At 64.8% G+C, this 18386-nt stretch carries 15 protein-coding genes; 10 read left to right on the forward strand and 5 right to left on the reverse strand.

The window, feature by feature from the left end; translation table 11 throughout:
- Positions 1-96 precede the first annotated feature (96 nt).
- Genes E4P29_RS20870 through E4P29_RS20880 form a run of 3 tightly spaced genes read left to right on the forward strand, consistent with a single transcriptional unit; the run spans position 97 to position 3049 of the window.
- Positions 97-1344 (forward strand): PspC domain-containing protein, encoded by a 1248-nt coding sequence (locus E4P29_RS20870; protein WP_045842100.1) that lies wholly within the window; start codon positions 97-99, stop codon positions 1342-1344.
- Positions 1341-1988 carry a response regulator transcription factor gene (locus tag E4P29_RS20875; protein WP_027496373.1) on the forward strand — a complete coding sequence of 216 codons (648 nt, stop codon included), beginning with the start codon at positions 1341-1343 and terminating at the stop codon, positions 1986-1988. The genes E4P29_RS20870 and E4P29_RS20875 overlap by 4 nt, the downstream gene beginning before the upstream one ends.
- Positions 1989-2041: 53 nt before the next feature.
- Positions 2042-3049, forward strand: coding sequence for a MerR family transcriptional regulator (locus E4P29_RS20880; RefSeq protein ID WP_135047031.1), 1008 nt, complete (start codon positions 2042-2044; stop codon positions 3047-3049).
- Between the two features lie 23 nt (positions 3050-3072).
- Here E4P29_RS20880 and E4P29_RS20885 read toward each other — a convergent pair whose 3' ends face one another.
- Complete coding sequence (locus tag E4P29_RS20885; protein WP_209205483.1) at positions 3073-4293, reverse strand: serine/threonine-protein kinase; 1221 nt, start codon at positions 4291-4293, stop codon at positions 3073-3075.
- Between the two features lie 205 nt (positions 4294-4498).
- Here E4P29_RS20885 and E4P29_RS20890 point away from each other — a divergent pair, with 205 nt between their 5' ends.
- Genes E4P29_RS20890 through E4P29_RS20905 form a run of 4 tightly spaced genes read left to right on the forward strand, consistent with a single transcriptional unit; the run spans position 4499 to position 8231 of the window.
- Positions 4499-5362, forward strand: a complete 864-nt coding sequence (locus tag E4P29_RS20890) for a hypothetical protein (RefSeq protein WP_135047033.1) — start codon at positions 4499-4501, stop codon at positions 5360-5362.
- Positions 5359-6933, forward strand: a complete 1575-nt coding sequence (locus tag E4P29_RS20895; RefSeq protein ID WP_135047034.1) for a DNA polymerase Y family protein — start codon at positions 5359-5361, stop codon at positions 6931-6933. Before E4P29_RS20890 ends, E4P29_RS20895 begins: the two co-directional genes overlap by 4 nt.
- A 26-nt stretch (positions 6934-6959) precedes the next feature.
- Entirely contained in the window at positions 6960-7712 is a 753-nt protein-coding gene (locus E4P29_RS20900) for an alpha/beta hydrolase (protein WP_135047118.1), read from the forward strand.
- A 9-nt stretch (positions 7713-7721) separates the two neighbouring features.
- A complete protein-coding gene (locus tag E4P29_RS20905) occupies positions 7722-8231 on the forward strand; it encodes a hypothetical protein (protein ID WP_135047035.1) in 510 nt (169 codons plus the stop codon).
- Positions 8232-8243: 12 nt separating this feature from the next.
- Here the strand turns inward: E4P29_RS20905 and E4P29_RS26095 are convergent, their stop codons facing one another.
- Positions 8244-8393: a hypothetical protein gene (locus tag E4P29_RS26095; protein WP_167735575.1), complete on the reverse strand. Its 150-nt coding sequence runs from the start codon at positions 8391-8393 to the stop codon at positions 8244-8246.
- A 64-nt stretch (positions 8394-8457) separates the two neighbouring features.
- A complete protein-coding gene (locus E4P29_RS20910) occupies positions 8458-9468 on the reverse strand; it encodes a helix-turn-helix domain-containing protein (protein ID WP_135047036.1) in 1011 nt (336 codons plus the stop codon).
- Positions 9469-9472: 4 nt separating this feature from the next.
- Between E4P29_RS20910 and E4P29_RS20915 the strand changes: the two genes are divergently transcribed.
- Positions 9473-10237, forward strand: a complete 765-nt coding sequence (locus E4P29_RS20915; protein WP_135047037.1) for a class I SAM-dependent methyltransferase — start codon at positions 9473-9475, stop codon at positions 10235-10237.
- Positions 10238-10245: 8 nt separating this feature from the next.
- On the opposite strand, the gene E4P29_RS20920 is transcribed toward E4P29_RS20915, so the two are convergent.
- Positions 10246-12246: an SDR family oxidoreductase gene (locus tag E4P29_RS20920; RefSeq protein ID WP_135047038.1), complete on the reverse strand. Its 2001-nt coding sequence runs from the start codon at positions 12244-12246 to the stop codon at positions 10246-10248.
- 34 nt (positions 12247-12280) lie between these two features.
- A complete protein-coding gene (locus tag E4P29_RS20925; RefSeq protein WP_032387027.1) occupies positions 12281-14410 on the reverse strand; it encodes an MMPL family transporter in 2130 nt (709 codons plus the stop codon).
- A gap of 127 nt (positions 14411-14537) precedes the next feature.
- On the opposite strand from E4P29_RS20925, the gene E4P29_RS20930 reads away from it, so the two are divergent.
- Positions 14538-17813 carry an error-prone DNA polymerase gene (locus E4P29_RS20930; protein ID WP_135047039.1) on the forward strand — a complete coding sequence of 1092 codons (3276 nt, stop codon included), beginning with the start codon at positions 14538-14540 and terminating at the stop codon, positions 17811-17813.
- Between the two features lie 55 nt (positions 17814-17868).
- Positions 17869-18369 (forward strand): metallophosphoesterase, encoded by a 501-nt coding sequence (locus E4P29_RS20935; RefSeq protein WP_135047040.1) that lies wholly within the window; start codon positions 17869-17871, stop codon positions 18367-18369.
- Positions 18370-18386: the final 17 nt, after the last annotated feature.

Genomic DNA, 18386 nt, shown 5'->3' on the forward strand with positions numbered 1-18386 from the left:
GCCCTCGGCGCGTCCGCCGTGACCGGTGCTGCGCCGTCGACCCGTCCGCTCCCGCCGCATCCTGTCCTTGCGTCGGGTTCGGCTTCTCGTGCAGCGTTGGAACGTTCGGCCCCCGCACCGTATCGACGCCGCGGCGGCGGTCGTATCGTCGGCGGCGTCGCGGGCGGACTCGCCGATCATCTGGGTGTCGACGTGTTCAAGATCCGGGTGGCGTTCGCGTTGCTCGCGGCGTCCGCCGGTGCAGGGATCGTTGCCTACGGACTCATTTGGATGTTCACCCCGGTCGGCGACGACACGGCACGTCCGAGCGCTACCGAGCGGCAACGAGCATTGGGACTGGCCGCCATCGGCCTCGGACTCGCCGTCGGTCTGGCCTGGTTGCTCAGCGGTACTGCGGCATCGGTTGTCGTGCCGGTCGTCGTGGTCGTCGTCGGTGCTGCCCTGGTGTGGCGAGAATTCGATGCCGAGGGGCCGCGGACGGCGCTGGGTCTGCCCAAACAACCGACCGTGCTCAGCTGGGCTCGTGTCGTCGGCGGCGCGACGTTGATCGTCCTGGGCCTGGCCGTGGTGGTGTTGGCCCGCGTCGATCTCGCGTCGCTTCGGTCGTCCCTGTTGGCCGTGGTGGTCACCCTCGTCGGAGTCGGTCTGTTGACGGTGCCGATATGGTTGCGGACCTGGCGTGCGCTCGGGGCCGAGAGATCGGCGCGTATCCGAAACGACGAACGTGAAGAGATTGCGTCGCATCTGCACGATTCGGTGCTGCAGACGTTGGCGCTCATTCAGAAGCAGGCGGATCGGCCGCAGGAGGTCATGCGGCTGGCGCGTGGGCAGGAGCGAGAACTGCGCAAGTGGTTGTTCGACGGCGGCGACACCGACAACTCGAGCTTGGCCGATGCGCTCAAGACCATCTCCGGCGAGGTCGAGGATCAACACGGCGTGACGGTCCGTCCCATCACGGTCGGGGACGTGCATCTGTTGCCGGACGACGTCGAATCGGGGCTGTCGCGAGAGAGCTTCACCGCGCTGTTGGGGGCCACTCGTGAAGCTCTGGTCAACGCGGCCAAACATTCCGGTGAGACCAACATCGATCTGTTCGCCGAAACCGAACCTGAGCAGGTCAGTGTGTTCGTCCGCGACCGCGGTACGGGCTTCGACGAGTCCGCGGTGCCCGAGGACCGACAGGGACTGGCCAAGTCCATCCGTGGACGAATCGAACGCCGCGGCGGTTCCGTACAGGTGCGGTCCACAGTCGGTAAGGGAACCGAAGTACGAATCTTCATGCCACGCAACGGCGGGGCAGTGACCACCGAGTCCGAATCCAACCATCAGGAGCAGCCGACGTGACCGACCCTTTCCGCGTTTTTCTGGTCGACGACCACGCGGTGTTTCGCTCGGGAGTACGCGCCGAACTGGGCCGTGAGGCGGACATCGACGTCGTCGGGGAAGCAGGCGGAGTCGCCGAGGCGGTGTCGGGGATCGATTCCACCAAGCCCGACGTGGTGCTCCTGGACGTGCACATGCCCGACGGTGGTGGCGTGGCCGTGCTCAACAGAATCGCCGAGGGCCCGGTGTGCTTGGCGCTCAGCGTGTCCGACGCAGCGGAGGACGTCATCGCCGTCATCCGGGCCGGCGCGAGGGGGTATGTCACCAAGACCATCTCCGGCTCGGAATTGGCCGATTCCGTCCGGCGCGTAGCCGGGGGAGACGCGGTGTTCAGCCCTCGTCTGGCCGGCTTCGTCCTCGACTCGTTCACCGGCCGCAGCGCAGCTCCCGAGCCGCCGTTGGATCCGGAATTGGATTCGTTGACGCCCCGTGAACTCGAAGTGCTGAGGTTGCTGGCGCGCGGCTACACGTATCGCGAGATCGCCGAGGATCTGTTCATCTCGGTCAAAACCGTCGAAACCCACGCGTCCAATGTTCTTCGGAAGACCCAGCAATCGAACAGGAATGCTCTGACGCGGTGGGCGCACAAGCGTCGAATCGATTAGGCCGTCTGCGTTGGGCTTGACCTTCGACCGGCGTGAAGCTTCAGGATTTCGACATGACTGATTCGGACGAAGATTTCCTGACCATCGGTGTGTTCGCTCGCGAGAGCGGGCTGACCCCCAGCGCCCTACGGTTCTACGACGATTGCGGGTTGCTGGCCCCGGCGTCCATCGATGCACAATCGGGCTATCGCTACTACACTCGCGCACAATCGAAGCGGGCGAATATCATTCGCCAGCTGCGCGAGATCGGGCTGCCACTCGACAAGGTTGCCGCTGCCCTCGACGGCGATGGAACTGCCGCCATCGAGATCGTGGATCGACACGTCGACGCTCTGGCCGCACAGGCGCGGGCGGCAGCCGAGGCAGCAGTGTCGATTCGCCGGCTGTTCGACGAAAAATATTGCACGGCAACGGTATCAGCCGATAATTTGGCCTCGGCGATGGCGCAGGTCTCGTCGGCGGCCGGGACGAGCGAAGAATTTCCGGTACTGCAGGGCGTGCTGATCGAGGTGGACGGAAGCAGTGTCACCCTCACCGCGACGGATCGGTATCGATTGTCCACGCGCAGTCTCGTCGCGCAGTGCTCGCGTGGAATGCCGTGGTCGCGAATCGCGGCCGCCGGATCCCTCGAGGCCGTCCCCGCCTCGGGCACCCTCGTGTTGACGGCAACCGACGAGTCGATGGTGATCGACTCCGACGGCCCTCGGGTGGTTGTGAACACGGTCGACGGTGATTTTCCCGACTGGCGCACGATGATGGACGGTCTGGCTCCGACCGTGACGAGGGTTGTGCTGCAACGAGATTTCGTTCCCATCGATGGCGGTACCCTGCGCATCGAGGCCGGGCCCGACGGCTTTTCGGTCGATGGTGTTCCGGTTCCCGCACGGGTGACCGGCTCGCACAGCGTGGTGTTCTTCGATGCGGCCGTTCTGCAGGCCGCCGTCGCAACGGCCGTCGGACCGGATCTGATGCTCGATATCGCTGCACCGGATCAACCGATGCTGGTGCGTTCCGCGGTCGACGGCGCTCTGACGACGTTGGTGATGCCGGTTCACGGCTGACCGGGCAGACTGCGCGGGAGCTGTTACAGCAACAGGACGACGGCCAGGATCAGAAGAATCACGATTACGACGAGTCCGCCGAGGACGGCCGTCGCCGGGATGGACGTCCGGTCGCCGATGACGTCCTCGATGCGCATGAGTGCGTCCTGGACCGGGTTCTTTCTCTTCTTCGGCAGGTCGAACGGTGGCGGTGAGTACGAGGAGGGAGTCGGATCCGTTCGGCTCTCTCCCGGTTGCACGGCGGGCAGACCGGCGATGGTGCGTCCGAATTCTCGGGACGGTCGGCGAGATTCCGAGACGGGAGTCGACCGTCTCGCCCAGGCGGGGACGACGCCGTCCGCTGAGGTCAGAGGTACTCCGCGCAACTGAGAGATGGTGCCGCGCTTGCTTATTGCGGCAAGAATGATCTCGTCACGGGCCTGCGCCATGGTGGGGCGTCGAGCTGGATCGGGCTCGAGCATGTGCAGTAGTGGGCCGGAGAGGTCTCCGCTGCGAGTGGGAGAGATGATCTGCCCCTTGGCAACTCGGTGCAGGAGTGCGATCGAATCGTGATCGATGCCGAAGGGCGGCGCCCCTTCCATTGCGGTGTACAACGTGGCACCGAGGGAGAACACATCGCTGGCCGCAGTGGGGTCCTGGCCGCGGGCGACCTCGGGGGCGAAGTATGCGGGGGTGCCGGTGATGACGCTGTCGTCGGCTTCCTCAACGTCACCCTTGGCTCGAGAGATGCCGAAATCGCTGATCTTGACGATGCCCAGATCCTTGCCGCGGTCGGCGATCAGAATGTTGCCCGGCTTGATGTCGCGATGCACGATTCCGGCCTCGTGTGCTTCGGTCAGGGCGTCGGCGATCTGCGCGCCGATCTGAGCGACTTCGAACGGTGGTAGTGAGTCGGTGACGCCGAGCGCCTGCGCGAGGCTGCGTGAGGACAGGTATTCCATGATCAACCACGGCTCGCCGTCGACGAGAGCGACGTCGTGCATCGCGATGGCGTGTGGGCTCGACAGGCGGGCCGCGATCCGTCCTTCGCGCATGGCCCGGTTGCGCACGTCCACTGCCTGTTCCGGGGTCAATCGGGTGGTGGAGGTGACCTGTTTGACGGCCACCTGCCGGTGCAGAAGGGTGTCGGTGGCGAGCCAGACCGCGCCCATGCCGCCACCGCCGAGCTTGCCGGCGAGACGGTATCTGCCGGCGAGGAGGTAGTCGGGCCCGACTCCCCGTCGAACACGCTGCTGATCGGTCACGTCCACAGGTTAGTGGACGATGCCGCGGTGTGCCCGCAGCAGCGGTACTACCGCCTCTACCAGGGGCTACGGCATCGCCTTGACGAGTTGCCGTCCGAACGGCTTTACTGGGTGCAGATCGAAATTGTGTTCGAATACGCCACTTCCCGCGTCCGTCGAACACCGGTGTTTCGGCTCGATTTTTCATGCAGTGAAGGGGAGTGACATGTCTGTTTCCGAGGCTGCAGCACAGGCTTCCGTACCGCCGGATGCGCTCGACGGGTTGTCGCTTCCCGAGCGGGTGGCGCTGCTGCGCAGTCGGATGGCTGCCGTACCGTCTCGCGGTGAAACGGCCTCGGTGCGCATCGAGAATTCTGCTCCCGTTCGTCCCCGCCCTACCGACCCCGATTCCGACGTCGATTCCGACGCCGTCGACGGCTCGGAGCAGGTGTCGGTACCGACCCGTAGGCGGCCTGTTCTTCCGGTGCCGTCGGCGCTGATGGAGGTTCTTCCGCACGGTGGTCTGGTGCGCGGAACGGTGGCCTCGGTGTCCGGTGCCGGTTCGTTGTTGATCGGGTTGGTGGCCGCGGTGACCGGTGCCGGTGGCCATGTCGCAGTCATAGGCCAGCCCCGCTTCGGGCTTCTGGCTGCGGTGGAGATGGGCGCGCAACTGAGCAAGTTGGCTCTGATTCCCGATCCCGGCCCCGACCCGGTGGAAGTGGCGGCGATCCTGCTCGACGGCGTCGATCTCGTCGTCCTCGGCCTCGGTGGCATGTCGGTACCACCGACTCGGGCCAGGGCCGTGGTCGCGCGCGCCCGCAGTAAAGGGTCGACGTTGGTGGTGACCGACGGGCACTGGGACGGAGCCGAGCTACGACTCGACGCATCGGTGCACGGCTACGACGGCCTCGGCACAGGCCGTGAGCTGGGGCGTGGCCGGCTGCGCGGAGTTCGATTGTCGGTGTGCGCGCGGGGCAAAGCGATGCGTCCTCGTACGGTTCGATTCGACTTGCGTGCGGAGAACGGCCGCATCGAATGGCATGCCGAACAGCAGGAGTCGAATCCGTTGTCGATCGCGGTCTCGACATGAGCACCGGCCAGTCCAACCGTGTTCTGGCGCTGTGGTGTCCCGACTGGCCTGCCGTCGCCGCAGCAGCTCAGACCGATCTACCGGCGACGCACCCGGTGGTCGTCACGTCGGCCAACCGGGTCGTCGCCTGCTCGGCCACGGCACGAGCGTCGGGCATCAAGCGTGGCCTACGTCGCCGGGAGGCGCAGGCGCGGTGCCCCGACGTGCATGTGGCCGTTGCCGATACCGATCGTGATGCACGCCTGTTCGAGCCCGTGGTCTCGGCTGTCGCGGCCATCGCCCCCGGCGTCGAAGTGCTGCGGCCGGGCCTGTTGGTTCTCGCAGCGCGTGGTGTCGGACGGTACTTCGGTACCGAGCATCGCGCCGCGGAGCGGTTGATCGACGAAGCGTCGGCTGCCGGTGTCGAATGTCAGATCGGGATTGCCGACGAGTTGTCCACCGCAGTCGTCGCCGCGCGGTACGCACAGGTTGTGCCGCGCGGTGGTGGTGCCGGGTTTCTTTCGCCGTTACCGATCGCCGAACTCTCGGCGGAGCCCAGTATGGCTGCGGCCGATCGTGGCGAACTCGTGGATCTGTTGCACCGCTTGGGTTTACGCAGAATCGGGGACTTCGCTGCCCTGTCTCCCTCGGATGTGGCATCGCGATTCGGTACCGATGCCGTGCTGGCGCATCGCAGTGCCCGCGGTGAGCCCGAAAGGCCGCCGTCTGCCCGTGCTCTGCCTCCCGACCTGGATGTGGAGAATCTGTGCGATCCGCCGATCGATCGGGTGGATGCAGCCGCGTTCGCCGGGCGCGCATTGGCCGAGCAACTGCACACCAAGCTCGCCGCGGCTGCTGTTGCGTGCACTCGGTTGCTGGTGCACGCCAGTACCGGCAACGGTGAGAATCTGTCGCGAATCTGGCGGTGCGCCGAGCCGTTGACGCCGGAGGGCACGGCCGATCGCGTGCGGTGGCAACTCGACGGCTGGATCACCGGACGCAGCGAGAACAAGCCGACGTCGGCGATCACCGTCCTGCGCCTCGAGCCGATCGAAGTGGTGGCAGCAGGGGAGTTGCAGCTGGGCTTGTGGGGCAGCGTCGGTGACGAGGACGACAGGGCGCGTCGGGCGTTGGTACGCGTTCAGGGGCTGCTCGGCGGCGAATCGGTGCTCGGGGGTGTTCTCAGCGGTGGTCGCGGGCCGGCCGAGCGGATCACGTTGCGTCCACTGGGGGACGAGCTGGTGCCGCTGTCCGATCCATCGGCCCCGTGGCCGGGCCGACTACCCGAGCCTGCACCGGCGGCGGTGATCGAGACACGCCCGGCTGTGACGCTGATGAATCGAGCGGGTTCGGGAATCGGCGTCACCGACCGCGGTGTGTTCGATGCGCCGCCCAAGAGATTGCGGTGGGGGACCAAGGAATGGGAGTTGACGGGCCTGGCCGGGCCGTGGCCCGTCGACGAACGGTGGTGGGACAGCGGGCAAGGATCGACGGGGCCGACGGCGCGGGCACAGGTGGTGCTCGACGACGAGAGGGCGTTGCTGCTGGTGTTCGACGACGGTCTGTGGCGGGTGGAAGGAATCTACGAGTAGGAACCGCTACCGTCGGGGAAATGCAGATGATGTCCGAGACGGTCGACCTCGATGGCGTCGACATCGCGTATCGTTCGTTCGCGCCGCTGGACCACACGAGTGCGGTGCCGGTGATGCTGGTGCACGGCATGGGCGGAGACAGCGGAACCTGGGATCGCTTCGCTCGGGCTCTGACCGCGCACGGTCGCCGGGTGATCACCGTCGATCTGCGCGGTCACGGCAAGAGTGCCCACACGCCCACGTACGAGTTCGACATGTTCGGCGGTGATCTCCTCGCCCTGATCGATCACCTCGGGCTCACCGAAGTCGATCTCGTCGGGCATTCACTCGGTGGATACGCGGTCTCGCTCGTGGCGCAGCGTCGCCCGTCTCTCGTCCGACGCCTGGTTCTCGAAGAACTTCCGATACCGATCAGGCCGGGGGACGCCCCGCCGAGCCTGACCGGCCGGATGCCGTCGGTCACCGAACTCTGGCATGCGGCGACCAGCGTTGTTCTGCATCCCCGTGCGGTACTCGCGTTCGATCGATCGATGACCGCTACTGCTCTCGAGCAGTTCCGTCGGCCGAACCCGCGGTGGTGGGAGTCGTTGGCCGACATCACTGCTCCGACGTTGGTACTTCGTGGAGGTCCGGGCGGCATGGTCGATCCGGTTCGGCTCGACGCGATGGTGGCGAGCATTCCGAACTGTCGAGTGGAGGTCTTCAGGACCGGGCACAGCATCCACCGCGATGGCTACTCCGCATTCGAAGCGGTAGTTCGTCCATTTCTGACGCAGTAATCTGCTCTCATGTCGCTGACTGTGCTGGATCGGAAGCTGCTGGGATGGTCGGCGTTGTTCGTCGTCTCCCAGGCCAATATCGCCCGGTTGCTCGGGCCCGCGGCACCGAAAGTGCTTGCCGTGCAGACGGCCTGGTCCGAACAGCGGTACCGGCAGATTCTGGCGAGCATGGACGAGACGGAGATCGCCCGCTTCCGCAGTCATTATCTGCCCGACTTCGTCCACCCGGCCATCTATGCCATCGCACTGCGTGTGGGTGCGAGGAGCTTGGCTGCGAAGACTCCGCTGAGCCCTGCAGTAACGACGGCATTGGCTCTCGCTCCCGTGGCCTCCGCTGCCGGTGACTGCATCGAAAACATCGTCGGGCTGATACTGGTGGACAACCGAGAACAGATCTCCGACACCGTCGTACGGGCCACCACCGTGGTCAGCGCCGTCAAGTGGATACTGGCCATCGGCTCACTGACATACCTGAGTCAGGGATTTCTGCGAGTGTGGGCAAGAGCTCTGTTGCGCTGAGGAAAAACCAGGCTAGAAGACGAAAGGCACCAATCGTTTCGAGCGTGCCATGTACTCGGCGTACGCGTCTCCCAATCCCTCGAGCATGGCCTTCTCCTCCGACGGGATTCTGCGTACGTACCCCCCGGCCAGAAATGCCACCATGGCGGGGGAACCGCCCACTCATGATCGAGTGATGCGATGTCAGCGCGGTGAATCACCGACTGACAGCGTGACGGTGGGCGGTCTATCGACTCCGCCCGAGCAACTCTTCCCCCAGCGAAGTGCGTACGTACAACACCGATCGTCCCTGTCTGACGCGTCGCACCACCGCTGCTTCGCGCAGAACGCGAAGATGCTGGCTCGCTGCGCTGGGTGAGACGCCCAGTGCCCCAGCAAGTTCCCCGGTGGTGGTGGGCGCAGCGAGCAGCGTGAGAATCGTTGCGCGTCGGTTGCCGAGAAGATTGGTCAGCGCTCGGTTCGGGGCTGTCCGCCCCATGTCCCACACTGCGCCTCGCCCGCGGGCCGGATACACCAGGGAGGGAGCTCGCGTCGGGCTCGTCTGAGTGATCGCGCCGTGCACGAACACCGACGGAATGAGAGGAAGTCCACGTCCGTCGACGTCGACCCACACCTGGTCCTCGAGCCTGTCGACCCACAGCACGCCATCGTCCCATCGGACACGAGAATCGAGATGCTCGAACATCTTTCGTGCCCCGAAGTGTGAAAGCTGTTGCGCGCGGTAGTCCAGATCGCCCTCCAGTACCGCTCGGATCCTGGACCAGTCGGGTTCGAGGCACGTTGCCCAGTAGTACGAGAGCGCGTGGACTGCACGGGTGCGCACTGCGCGGGCCGGACCGATGAGGACCGCAGGAATGTCAGCGGAGAAGGCGGCCGCGATATCGCGTCGGATCTCCGCCGCCGGTGTTGCCCCGACAACGGCGATCTCGTCGTCGAAAGCCGGCGACTGGGTGGGCGGTCGGGGTGCGAGGAAATCCGGGATTCTCCCATCGGGAGAGACCAGCGCCGTCAGCATCTCGGTGTCACACTGCTGCCACGCCGTTCGGACGCGTCGTCGCCAGGGCTCGTGCAGTGGGTGCCGGTTCGGAGCGGTCCATGTGCGCAGGCTCAGGACCGTCTCGAACAGAGGCGAGACGGTCAGTGACGTGTCCGCCAAGTCGGCGGCCCGAAGATGCAGAGCCAACATGTAGCCCCACACTAAATGGTGGACGCCCTCGGCGTGGCTCGCTGTACTCATTTACATGCCTATCGACTTTCGTGATCCGCGCAACAACAACACCTACTCGAACCGTGAGGCCGACCCATCTTGGATCGATGCCGTCGTCCGTATCGTCGATCCGGTCGGTGCGCACGTGGTCGATCTCGGGTGCGGCGGCGGAACCTATGCGCGGGCATGGCGTTCGATGGGGGCGAGTGTGACGGCGATCGATTCGAGTCCGCCGATCCTCGAATCGGCCCGACGCTCGTCGCCCGAGGATATCGAATTCGTCTGCGCTGGTGCCGAGCACACCGGCTTGCCCGACGGACAAGCCGACATCGTGTTCGCTCGCGCCCTCGTTCACCATCTGCCCGACGCCTACACCGTGGCGCTCGAGTCTGCTCGGCTTCTACGACCGGGTGGGACGGTGATCATCCAGGACCGCACGGCCGAGGACGCCGGGCTGTCCGGCTCTGCAACCAACCCGCGCGGCTATTTTTTCGACGCCTTTCCACGGCTGATGGACATCGAACTTCGACGACGGCATGGCGTCGACGATGTCCGTGGCGCGTTGTCCCGAGCTGGATTCGTCGATGTCGCTACGGAGCAACTCTGGGAAACCCGTCGCCGTTACTCCGGCCGTGACGAATACCTCGACGAGATCGCGGGCAGGACAGGCCGCTCGATCCTGCACGAACTCTCCGACGTCGAACTTACGGAGTTGGTCGAGTATCTGCGTGCTCGCCTGGCCGAAGGTGAGTTGATCGAACGCGATCGCTGGACCCTGTGGACTGCCGTGGCCCCCTGACGTGCACGTCACCAACTGGTGCCGGGCACCAACCTGCCGATGCGGCGGACAACCTTGCCTATACGCGCGCTGGGGGTCGACGGGTCGTACGGCCGAACCCGATAGGGCACTTTCCCGTCTTCGACGGGTGCCGGCGTTTCGCCCTTGGCGGCGGCCGACTCGGCGAACTTTCGGTAGTGCTGATGCATCGTGCGATCTTTGCCCTTGGGGCTGAAGATGGCCCCGAACTGTCCGAGTGTTCCCAGTGGGGTGTCGATTCGTTTCGGCTTGTCGCTCAGCGCGCGGATGACGATCGCGGCCGCCTTCTCCGGCGAGAAGACAGTGCCGACGTTCTTGTCGCCCGTCGGGGTGATCATCGGGGTGTCCACCAGCGGCATGTGAATGGTCGTGTAGGTGATTCCGTCCGAGAGCGTCTCTGCTGCAGCAACATCGGTGAAACCGTCGAGCGCTGCCTTGCTCGCCACGTACGCCGAGAACCGAGGAGGGTGCCCCAGCACTGCAGCGCTGGAGATGTTGACCACATGCCCGAAGCTGCGTTCGCGCATGTGCGGCAGTAGCGCCAACACCACACGAATCGCTCCGAAGTAGTTGACGGCCATGGTTCGTTCGTAATCGTGCAGTCGGTCGGTGGAACGGTAGAGCGCGCGGCGAATGGATCGGCCCGCGCTGTTGACGAGCATGTCCACATGCCCGTGGTCGTGCAGTATGGCTTTCACTGTTCGTTCGACCGACTCGCTGTCGGTGACATCGCACGAATACCCATGAGCGACATGGCCGTCGGCGCGAATCTGCTGGACGACCTCGTCCAACTGATCTCGGCCGCGCGCGAGCACGATGACCACCGCTCCTTTTCGCGCTGCGGCTTCCGCGCTGGCCCTGCCGATACCGGAGGACCCGCCGGTGATGACGATGTGACGGCCGAACAGCGGACCGCGTGGGTCGTCTCGGCGGTTGCGCTTGGGGTCGAGATTCTCGATCCAGTATTGCCACAGGCGGTCGGCGTACGTCCGCAGCGGCGGCGGTGCGATGGAGCTGCCCTGCAATGCTTTCTGTGTCGCTGCGGACTCGAAGACGGTCGGCAGAGTCAGATGATCGAGCATCACCGGCGGCACGCCCAGATCGCGAAGCGCAGCGTTTCGTTGTTTCCGAACCGCTCCGGACGTGGGTGACACCACAGGGGCAACCAGCTTCCCTGGGATGTCGACGATTCTGGCGCGTGATCCGGCAGCCGAAGAGAATGCGGAGTACACCTCGGCCATCGACTGAGGCTCCGGATTCACCAGGTGAAAAACGCTGCTGGACGGGGTGTCTCGGTGAACCAGTTCCAAGATGGCGTCCGCGACGTAGTCGACCGGAACCAGGTTGGTGTGTCCGATCTTGGGTACCGTGATCGGCAGGACCGCAGGCAGTTTCGCCAGCTCGGCGAACAGTGGAAAGAAGTAGTACGGGCCATCGATCTTGTCTGTCGCGCCGGTCTCGGAGTGCCCGACCACGGCAGCGGGGCGGTACACCCGCCAGTCCGCGGAGCTGCCGCGAACCAGTTTCTCGGACTCGAACTTGGTGCGGTGATACGCCGTCGGAAAGTTCTGCCCCTTGTCGAAATCGTTCTCGGAGAACGTCCCTCGGTAGTCACCTGCCACTGCGATCGACGAGATGTGGTGCAGACGAGCGCCGGTCCTTTTCGCCAGTTCGATCACCGACGCCGTTCCGGCGACATTGGTCGGGGTTTGCTCGTCTCCCGCCGTGAGGTCGTAGACGGCACCGAGATGCAGAATGTGATCGACGTCGGCCGGAACGTCTTTCAGGCCGAGTCCGGGTTCGACGAGATCGCCGATCAGCGGGCGGATTCTGTCGCCGCCGTCCAACTCGTCGGCCAGCTTCTCGAGTCGAGCGACCGATTGTGGTCGAACGAGTACATGGACGAGGGCGTCCGCATCACGTCCGAGAAGTCGGGGCAGCACGTTCTTGCCCAGAAACCCGGTACCGCCGGTCACGATGTAGCTCGCCATGCGAGGCGACCTTACTCCTCGGTAAGTTCGACGGCTAGTGCCCCATACCGGCCTTCTCGTGCACCTTCTTCATCCACGCCGGGGCCCACCAGTTGGCTTCGCCCATGAGCTTGACCAAGGAGGGCACCAGCAGCATTCGGATGATGGTGGCGTCGATTATCAGCGCCAGAATCACGCCGAAGCCGAGGAACTTCATGATAGACAGGCCGGAGATCGTGAACGCTCCGGTGACGACGATCAGGATCAGGGCCGCGGCAGTGACGATGCGTCCGGTGCGTTGAGCTCCGAAAATGACGGCCTCCTCGGTGGAAGCACCTGCCGAGCGCGCTTCGACCATCCGAGACATCAGGAACACTTCGTAGTCGGTCGACAGGCCGAAGATGACTGCGAGGATGAGTACGACGAAGGTCGACTCGAGTGGACCGGGCGTCACTCCCAGCAGGCTTGCACCGTGACCTTCCTGGAACACCCAGGTCAGGGCTCCGAAGGTCGCTGCCAGGCTCAGCCCGGCCATGAGAACTGCTTTGATCGGCAGCACTATCGAGCCGAAGGCCAGGAACAGCAGGACCAACGTCGAGATCACCATGATCGCGATCATCACCGGCAGCCATTTCGCTATCGCGGCATTACCGTCATCGACGTTCGCGCGTCCGCCGCCGACGAGGATTTCGGTGCCGTCCGGGGGAGTGATCGCGCGGAGGGCAGTCACCGCATTCGATTGGGACCGAGCCTCGGTCGTTCCGTCGCTGGGTTCGCTGTAGGACGCCTGGAATGCCACCAGATCGTCCTTGGATCCGAGGAATTCGGCGCGGGCAACGCCGGGGGTGGCGTTCATCGCTGCGGTCAGTTCCGCAACGGGTGGGCCCTGAGGCTTGACGCCGTCGAGACCCCGCAGCACCACGGTGGCACCGTCGCCGGTGGACTCGAAGTCGGTGGCGAGGGTTTCGAAGGCTGCCCGTGCCGGGTCGTTCTTCGGTAGTGCCGTGTAGTCGACCTCTCCCAGGGAGACCTTCAGAATCGGCGTGGCGACGATCAGCAGGCCCGCGACGATGACGGCGGCGACGATTCCTGGATTCTTCATCACTCGGGTGACGACACCGCCCCAGAATTTGTGCGCGCGTGCGTCACTGCGGTCCGAGGCGGTACGCGACCAGGTCCACGAGTTGATGCGAGTGCCAAGAAGAGCGAGCAGGGCGGGCACCGCGGTCAGGGACAGCAGGGCGGCGCTGGCCACCGCGGCCATGGCACCGAAACCGAGGGATCGAATCACCGCCTGCGGGAAGACCAGCATGCCCGCGAACGCGCAGATCAGCAGCAGTCCGGAGAAGACGACGGTGCGGCCCGCAGTGGACACGGTACGTACGGTCGCCTCCATCGACGACGACCCAGTTCGGAGTTCCTCTCGGAATCGGCTGACGATGAACAGTCCGTAATCAATGGCCAAGCCGAGGCCGAGCAACGACGCGACGTTGATCGAGAACGAGCTCACCTCGGTGAATTCGGTGAGCACCCGCAGGATTGCCAGCGAGCTGAGCACACTGAGAATCCCGACGAACACCGGTACTGCTGCGGCGATCACGCCACCGAAGATGAAGACGAGAAGCAGAAGTGTGATGGGGACGGCGATGATCTCCGAGCGCACGAGGTCTCGCTCGAGGGTTTGGCTGAGCGAGACGCCCACGACCGATGCGCCGGCGAACTGCGACTCGATGCCGGGGACGACGAGTTGTGGAGGCAGCTCACCGAACGTGTTGAACGTAACTCCCGATTTCGCACCGAGGGAGATGGTCACCAGTGCTTTGGTCCGGTCTTTCGAGACCAGGAATTCCTTGGTCACCGGGTCCGCGGTCCAGTAGGAGTTCACGTTTCCGAGGGTGTAGCGGCTGCGGAATTCGTCGAGTGTCGACTGCACCTGTGGTCCGATGTCGTCGATCGTGCGTCCGTCGGGCGCGGTGTAGATCGCGACGATGTCGGGGGTCGGTTGGCCGATGCCCTGGACCAGCCGCGCGACCTGCGACGATTCGCTGCCTGCGTCGGCGTATCCACCCTCGCTCAGTTTCGAGAAGACGCCCAGTCCCAGCACGCCGCCGACGGCCACGACCGCGACGACGACGGCGAGCACCCATCGCTTGTGCGATACGACGAACGATGCCCAACGCGTCACAACTGTGCTCCGGCTCTGTGGAAGGGGTGAGTAGCGGTTCGACTGTAGTTGATCGTGTCGGACCCTCGTGTTCTCATTAGAACAAGTGTTCGATGGTGCGTGTGGCCGTGTGAAGGAGGTGGTCTCGATGGGATGGAACGACGGGCCACCCACCTGGTCGGAAATGGAGCGAGTCCTCTCCGGGCGCCCCAAGCCGGTCGTCGAAGGCGATGGGGGCGACAGCCCGGCGTGGTCGCGCAAACGTGACGCCTATCAGGGTCGCCGGCCCGAATCGGTGGGGCCGTCGACACCGTATGCAGAACTGCATGCGCATTCGGCGTTCAGTTTTCTCGACGGAGCATCGCAGCCGGAGGAAATGGTCGAGGAAGCGGTGCGTCTGGGACTCGAATCCATTGCGATCACCGACCACGACGGCTTCTACGGCGTCGTGCGGTTCGCCGAGGCGGCACGAGCCCTCGGCATCGGAACAGTGTTCGGTGCCGAGCTGTCGCTCGACACCCACCGGTCCAGGGCCGGAGCGGCCGATCCCGACGGCACGCATCTTCTGGTGCTCGCTCGCGGACAGGAAGGGTATCGGCGGCTGTCGCGTCGGATCGCGGCCGCGCACCTGGCCGGCGGAGTCAAGGGTGAGCCGCAGTACGACGTGGACGAACTCACCGAATCGGCGGGAGGGCACTGGCAGATTCTGACCGGTTGTCGCAAAGGGCATGTCCGCCAAGCGCTCTCGCGGGGTGGGCCGGAGGCGGCCGATCTCGCGCTGCGCGATCTGGTCGATCGGTTCGGGGCCGAGCGCGTCACCGTCGAGCTCACCAGGCACGGTACTGCCGACGACGACGAGCGCAACGACGCACTGGCAGCGCTGGCTCGCCGGTACGGTCTGCCGATGATCGCCACCACGGCGGCGCACTACGCCAGTCCGCGTAGCCGAAGATTGGCCATGGCGATGGCTGCGGTACGTGCCCGGAGCAGTCTGGACGAGGCGGCAGGGTGGCTGGCACCGACGGGCGGTGCACATCTGCGGTCGGGGGCGGAGATGGCAGAGCTGTTCGAGCACTATCCCGGTGCAGTGCGCGGTGCCGTCGAACTGGGTCGAGAATGTACGTTCGATCTGAAGCTGATCGCGCCTCGTCTCCCACCGTTCGAGGTGCCCGACGGTTACACCGAGATCGGTTACCTGCGGCGACTCACGTTCGAGGGTGCTGCCCGGCGGTACGGCCCGCAGTCGGCGAACCCGGCTGCATATTCGCAGTTGGAGTACGAGCTCGACATCATCGAGCGGCTCGAATTTCCGGGCTACTTCCTGGTGGTGCACGACATCGTTCATTTCTGCAAGACCCACGACATTCTGTGCCAGGGGCGAGGCTCGGCGGCGAACTCGGCCGTCTGCTACGCCATCGGAATCACGAACGTCGATCCGGTTGCCAACAAGTTGCTCTTCGAGCGGTTCCTCGCACCCGAACGCGACGGACCACCCGACATCGACATCGACATCGAGTCGGATCGGCGGGAAGAGGCCATTCAGCACGTGTACGCCAAGTACGGCCGTACCCATGCCGCTCAGGTCGCCAACGTCATCACCTATCGCGGGAAGTCCTCGGTACGAGACATGGCCCGCGCTCTCGGGTTCTCCCAGGGGCAACAGGACGCGTGGAGCAAGCAGATCACCCGGTGGTCCGGAATCGGCGATCAGGACGGCGACGGGATCCCCGATTCCGTTCTCGACCTCGCGCGTCAGATCGAGGGCTTTCCGCGTCACCTCGGCATCCATTCGGGAGGAATGGTGATCTGCGACCGACCGATCGCCGACGTGTGCCCGGTGGAGTGGGCGACGATGGAGAATCGCAGTGTGCTCCAATGGGACAAAGATGATTGTGCCGCAGTGGGTTTGGTCAAGTTCGACATGCTCGGGCTCGGGATGCTCTCGGCTCTGCACTACATGATCGACCTGGTCGCCGAGCACAAGGGCATCGACATCGACCTCGCCGCGATCGATCTGTCCGAACATGCGGTGTACGAGATGCTGCAACGGGCCGATTCGGTCGGTGTGTTCCAGGTCGAGTCGCGGGCCCAGATGGCCACTCTTCCGCGGCTCAAGCCGCGTAACTTCTACGATCTCGTCGTCGAGGTCGCCTTGATTCGTCCCGGTCCCATCCAAGGTGGCTCGGTGCACCCGTACGTCAAGCGGCGCAACGGACTCGAACCGGTCACCTTCGATCATCCGTCGCTGAAGAAAGCTCTCGATCGAACTCTCGGTGTGCCGTTGTTTCAGGAACAGCTGATGCAGATGGCCATCGACGTCGCGGGCTTCAGTGCCGCCGATGCCGATCAGCTGCGTCGAGCCATGGGGTCGAAACGGTCGCCGGAGAAGATGGAATTGCTTCGTGGACGGTTCTACGACGGAATGCGTGATCTGCACGGCATCACCGGTGCAGCCGCGGATCGAATCTACGAAAAGCTTTCGGCGTTCGCTAATTTCGGTTTTCCCGAGAGCCATTCGCAGAGCTTCGCCTCGTTGGTCTTCTACTCGTCGTGGTTCAAGTTGCACCATCCGGCGGCGTTCTGTGCCGGTTTGCTGCGTGCTCAGCCGATGGGCTTCTACTCACCTCAGTCTCTGGTGGCCGATGCCCGACGGCACGGCGTGGTCGTGCACGGTGCCGACGTCAACGCCAGCCTCGGCCATGCAAATCTCGAGGCAGACGGTCTCGAGATCCGCATGGGTTTGGCGGACGTGAAGTTCATCGGGACGACACTTGCCCAGAAGATTGTCGACGCGCGAGATGCACACGGGCCGTACACCTCGTTTCTGGATCTGACGGGACGCGTCGAACTGTCGGTGGCGCAAGCGGAAGCACTGGCCACGGCCGGCGCGCTGGGGTGTTTCGGCATCACTCGTCGAGAGGCGTTGTGGGCTGCCGGGGCGGCCGCGGGGGAGCGGCCCGGTCTGCTCCCCGGCGTCGGTGCATCGACGAAAGCGCCTGCGCTGCCGGGTATGACGGACCTCGATTTGGCGTCGGCCGATGTCTGGGCCACGGGAGTGTCACCCAATTCCTACCCCACTCAGTTCTTCCGGGATCGGCTGGATTCCCTCGGCGTGGTGCCCGCGAATCGGCTGCTGCAGATCCCCGATGGCGACCGGGTTCTCGTCGGCGGTGCAGTGACGCATCGTCAACGTCCGGCAACCGCGGGAGGCGTCACGTTCATCAACCTCGAAGACGAAACCGGCATGGTCAACGTCGTGTGCTCGGTGGGATTATGGGCGAAGTACCGCAAACTCGCAATCACCGCTCCGGCGTTGCTCATTCGCGGCAAAGTGCAGAATGCCGAGGGAGCGGTGACCGTGGTGGCAGACCATCTGCAATTGATGGATCTGCGAGTTGCGTCCAGGTCGAGGGACTTTCGCTGATGGGCTCACCCTGCCCACGCGTCGTCGAGCACAACGCCGGTGCAGAATCGAAGGCGTGAAGCTACTGATCATCGCGGACACTCACCTGCCCACCCGAGCGAAAGTGCTGCCCGATCAGGTGTGGGCCGCCGTCGACGACGCCGATGTGGTGATCCATGCCGGCGATTGGGTGAATCTCGCGACGTTCGAGGCACTCTCGCAGCGATCTCGTTCGCTGGTCGCCTGCTGGGGAAACAACGACGGCGACGAACTGCGTGCGGTCATGCCCGAACGTGCCGACGTGGTACTCGGCGGCGTGCGCTTCACCGTCGTCCACGAGACCGGAGCCGCGACAGGACGCGAGCGCCGGATGGCGGCCGCATATCCCGATACCGACGTCCTCGTGTTCGGACACAGTCACATTCCGTGGGATACGACGGCCGACAACGGTCTACGGCTGCTCAACCCTGGATCTCCGACGGACCGGCGTCGGCAGCCGTTCTGTACCTACCTCACCGCCGTTGCCGATGGCGGCGAGCTGACAGACGTCGAGCTGCATCGACTTCCGCCTCGCTGATGGGCAGCCGAAAGTCC

The sequence above is a fragment of the Rhodococcus sp. 1R11 genome, from assembly GCF_004563845.1.
Taxonomy (GTDB): domain Bacteria; phylum Actinomycetota; class Actinomycetes; order Mycobacteriales; family Mycobacteriaceae; genus Rhodococcoides.

Coding starts and splice junctions, on each gene's coding strand:
- E4P29_RS20880 (WP_135047031.1), top strand. CDS start 2,042: ATGACTGATTCGGACGAAGATTTCCTGACCATCGGTGTGTTCGCTCGC.
- E4P29_RS20890 (WP_135047033.1), top strand. CDS start 4,499: ATGTCTGTTTCCGAGGCTGCAGCACAGGCTTCCGTACCGCCGGATGCG.
- E4P29_RS20895 (WP_135047034.1), top strand. CDS start 5,359: ATGAGCACCGGCCAGTCCAACCGTGTTCTGGCGCTGTGGTGTCCCGAC.
- E4P29_RS20900 (WP_135047118.1), top strand. CDS start 6,960: ATGATGTCCGAGACGGTCGACCTCGATGGCGTCGACATCGCGTATCGT.
- E4P29_RS20905 (WP_135047035.1), top strand. CDS start 7,722: ATGTCGCTGACTGTGCTGGATCGGAAGCTGCTGGGATGGTCGGCGTTG.
- E4P29_RS20910 (WP_135047036.1), bottom strand. CDS start 9,468: ATGAGTACAGCGAGCCACGCCGAGGGCGTCCACCATTTAGTGTGGGGC.
- E4P29_RS20915 (WP_135047037.1), top strand. CDS start 9,473: ATGCCTATCGACTTTCGTGATCCGCGCAACAACAACACCTACTCGAAC.
- E4P29_RS20920 (WP_135047038.1), bottom strand. CDS start 12,246: ATGGCGAGCTACATCGTGACCGGCGGTACCGGGTTTCTGGGCAAGAAC.
- E4P29_RS20930 (WP_135047039.1), top strand. CDS start 14,538: ATGGGATGGAACGACGGGCCACCCACCTGGTCGGAAATGGAGCGAGTC.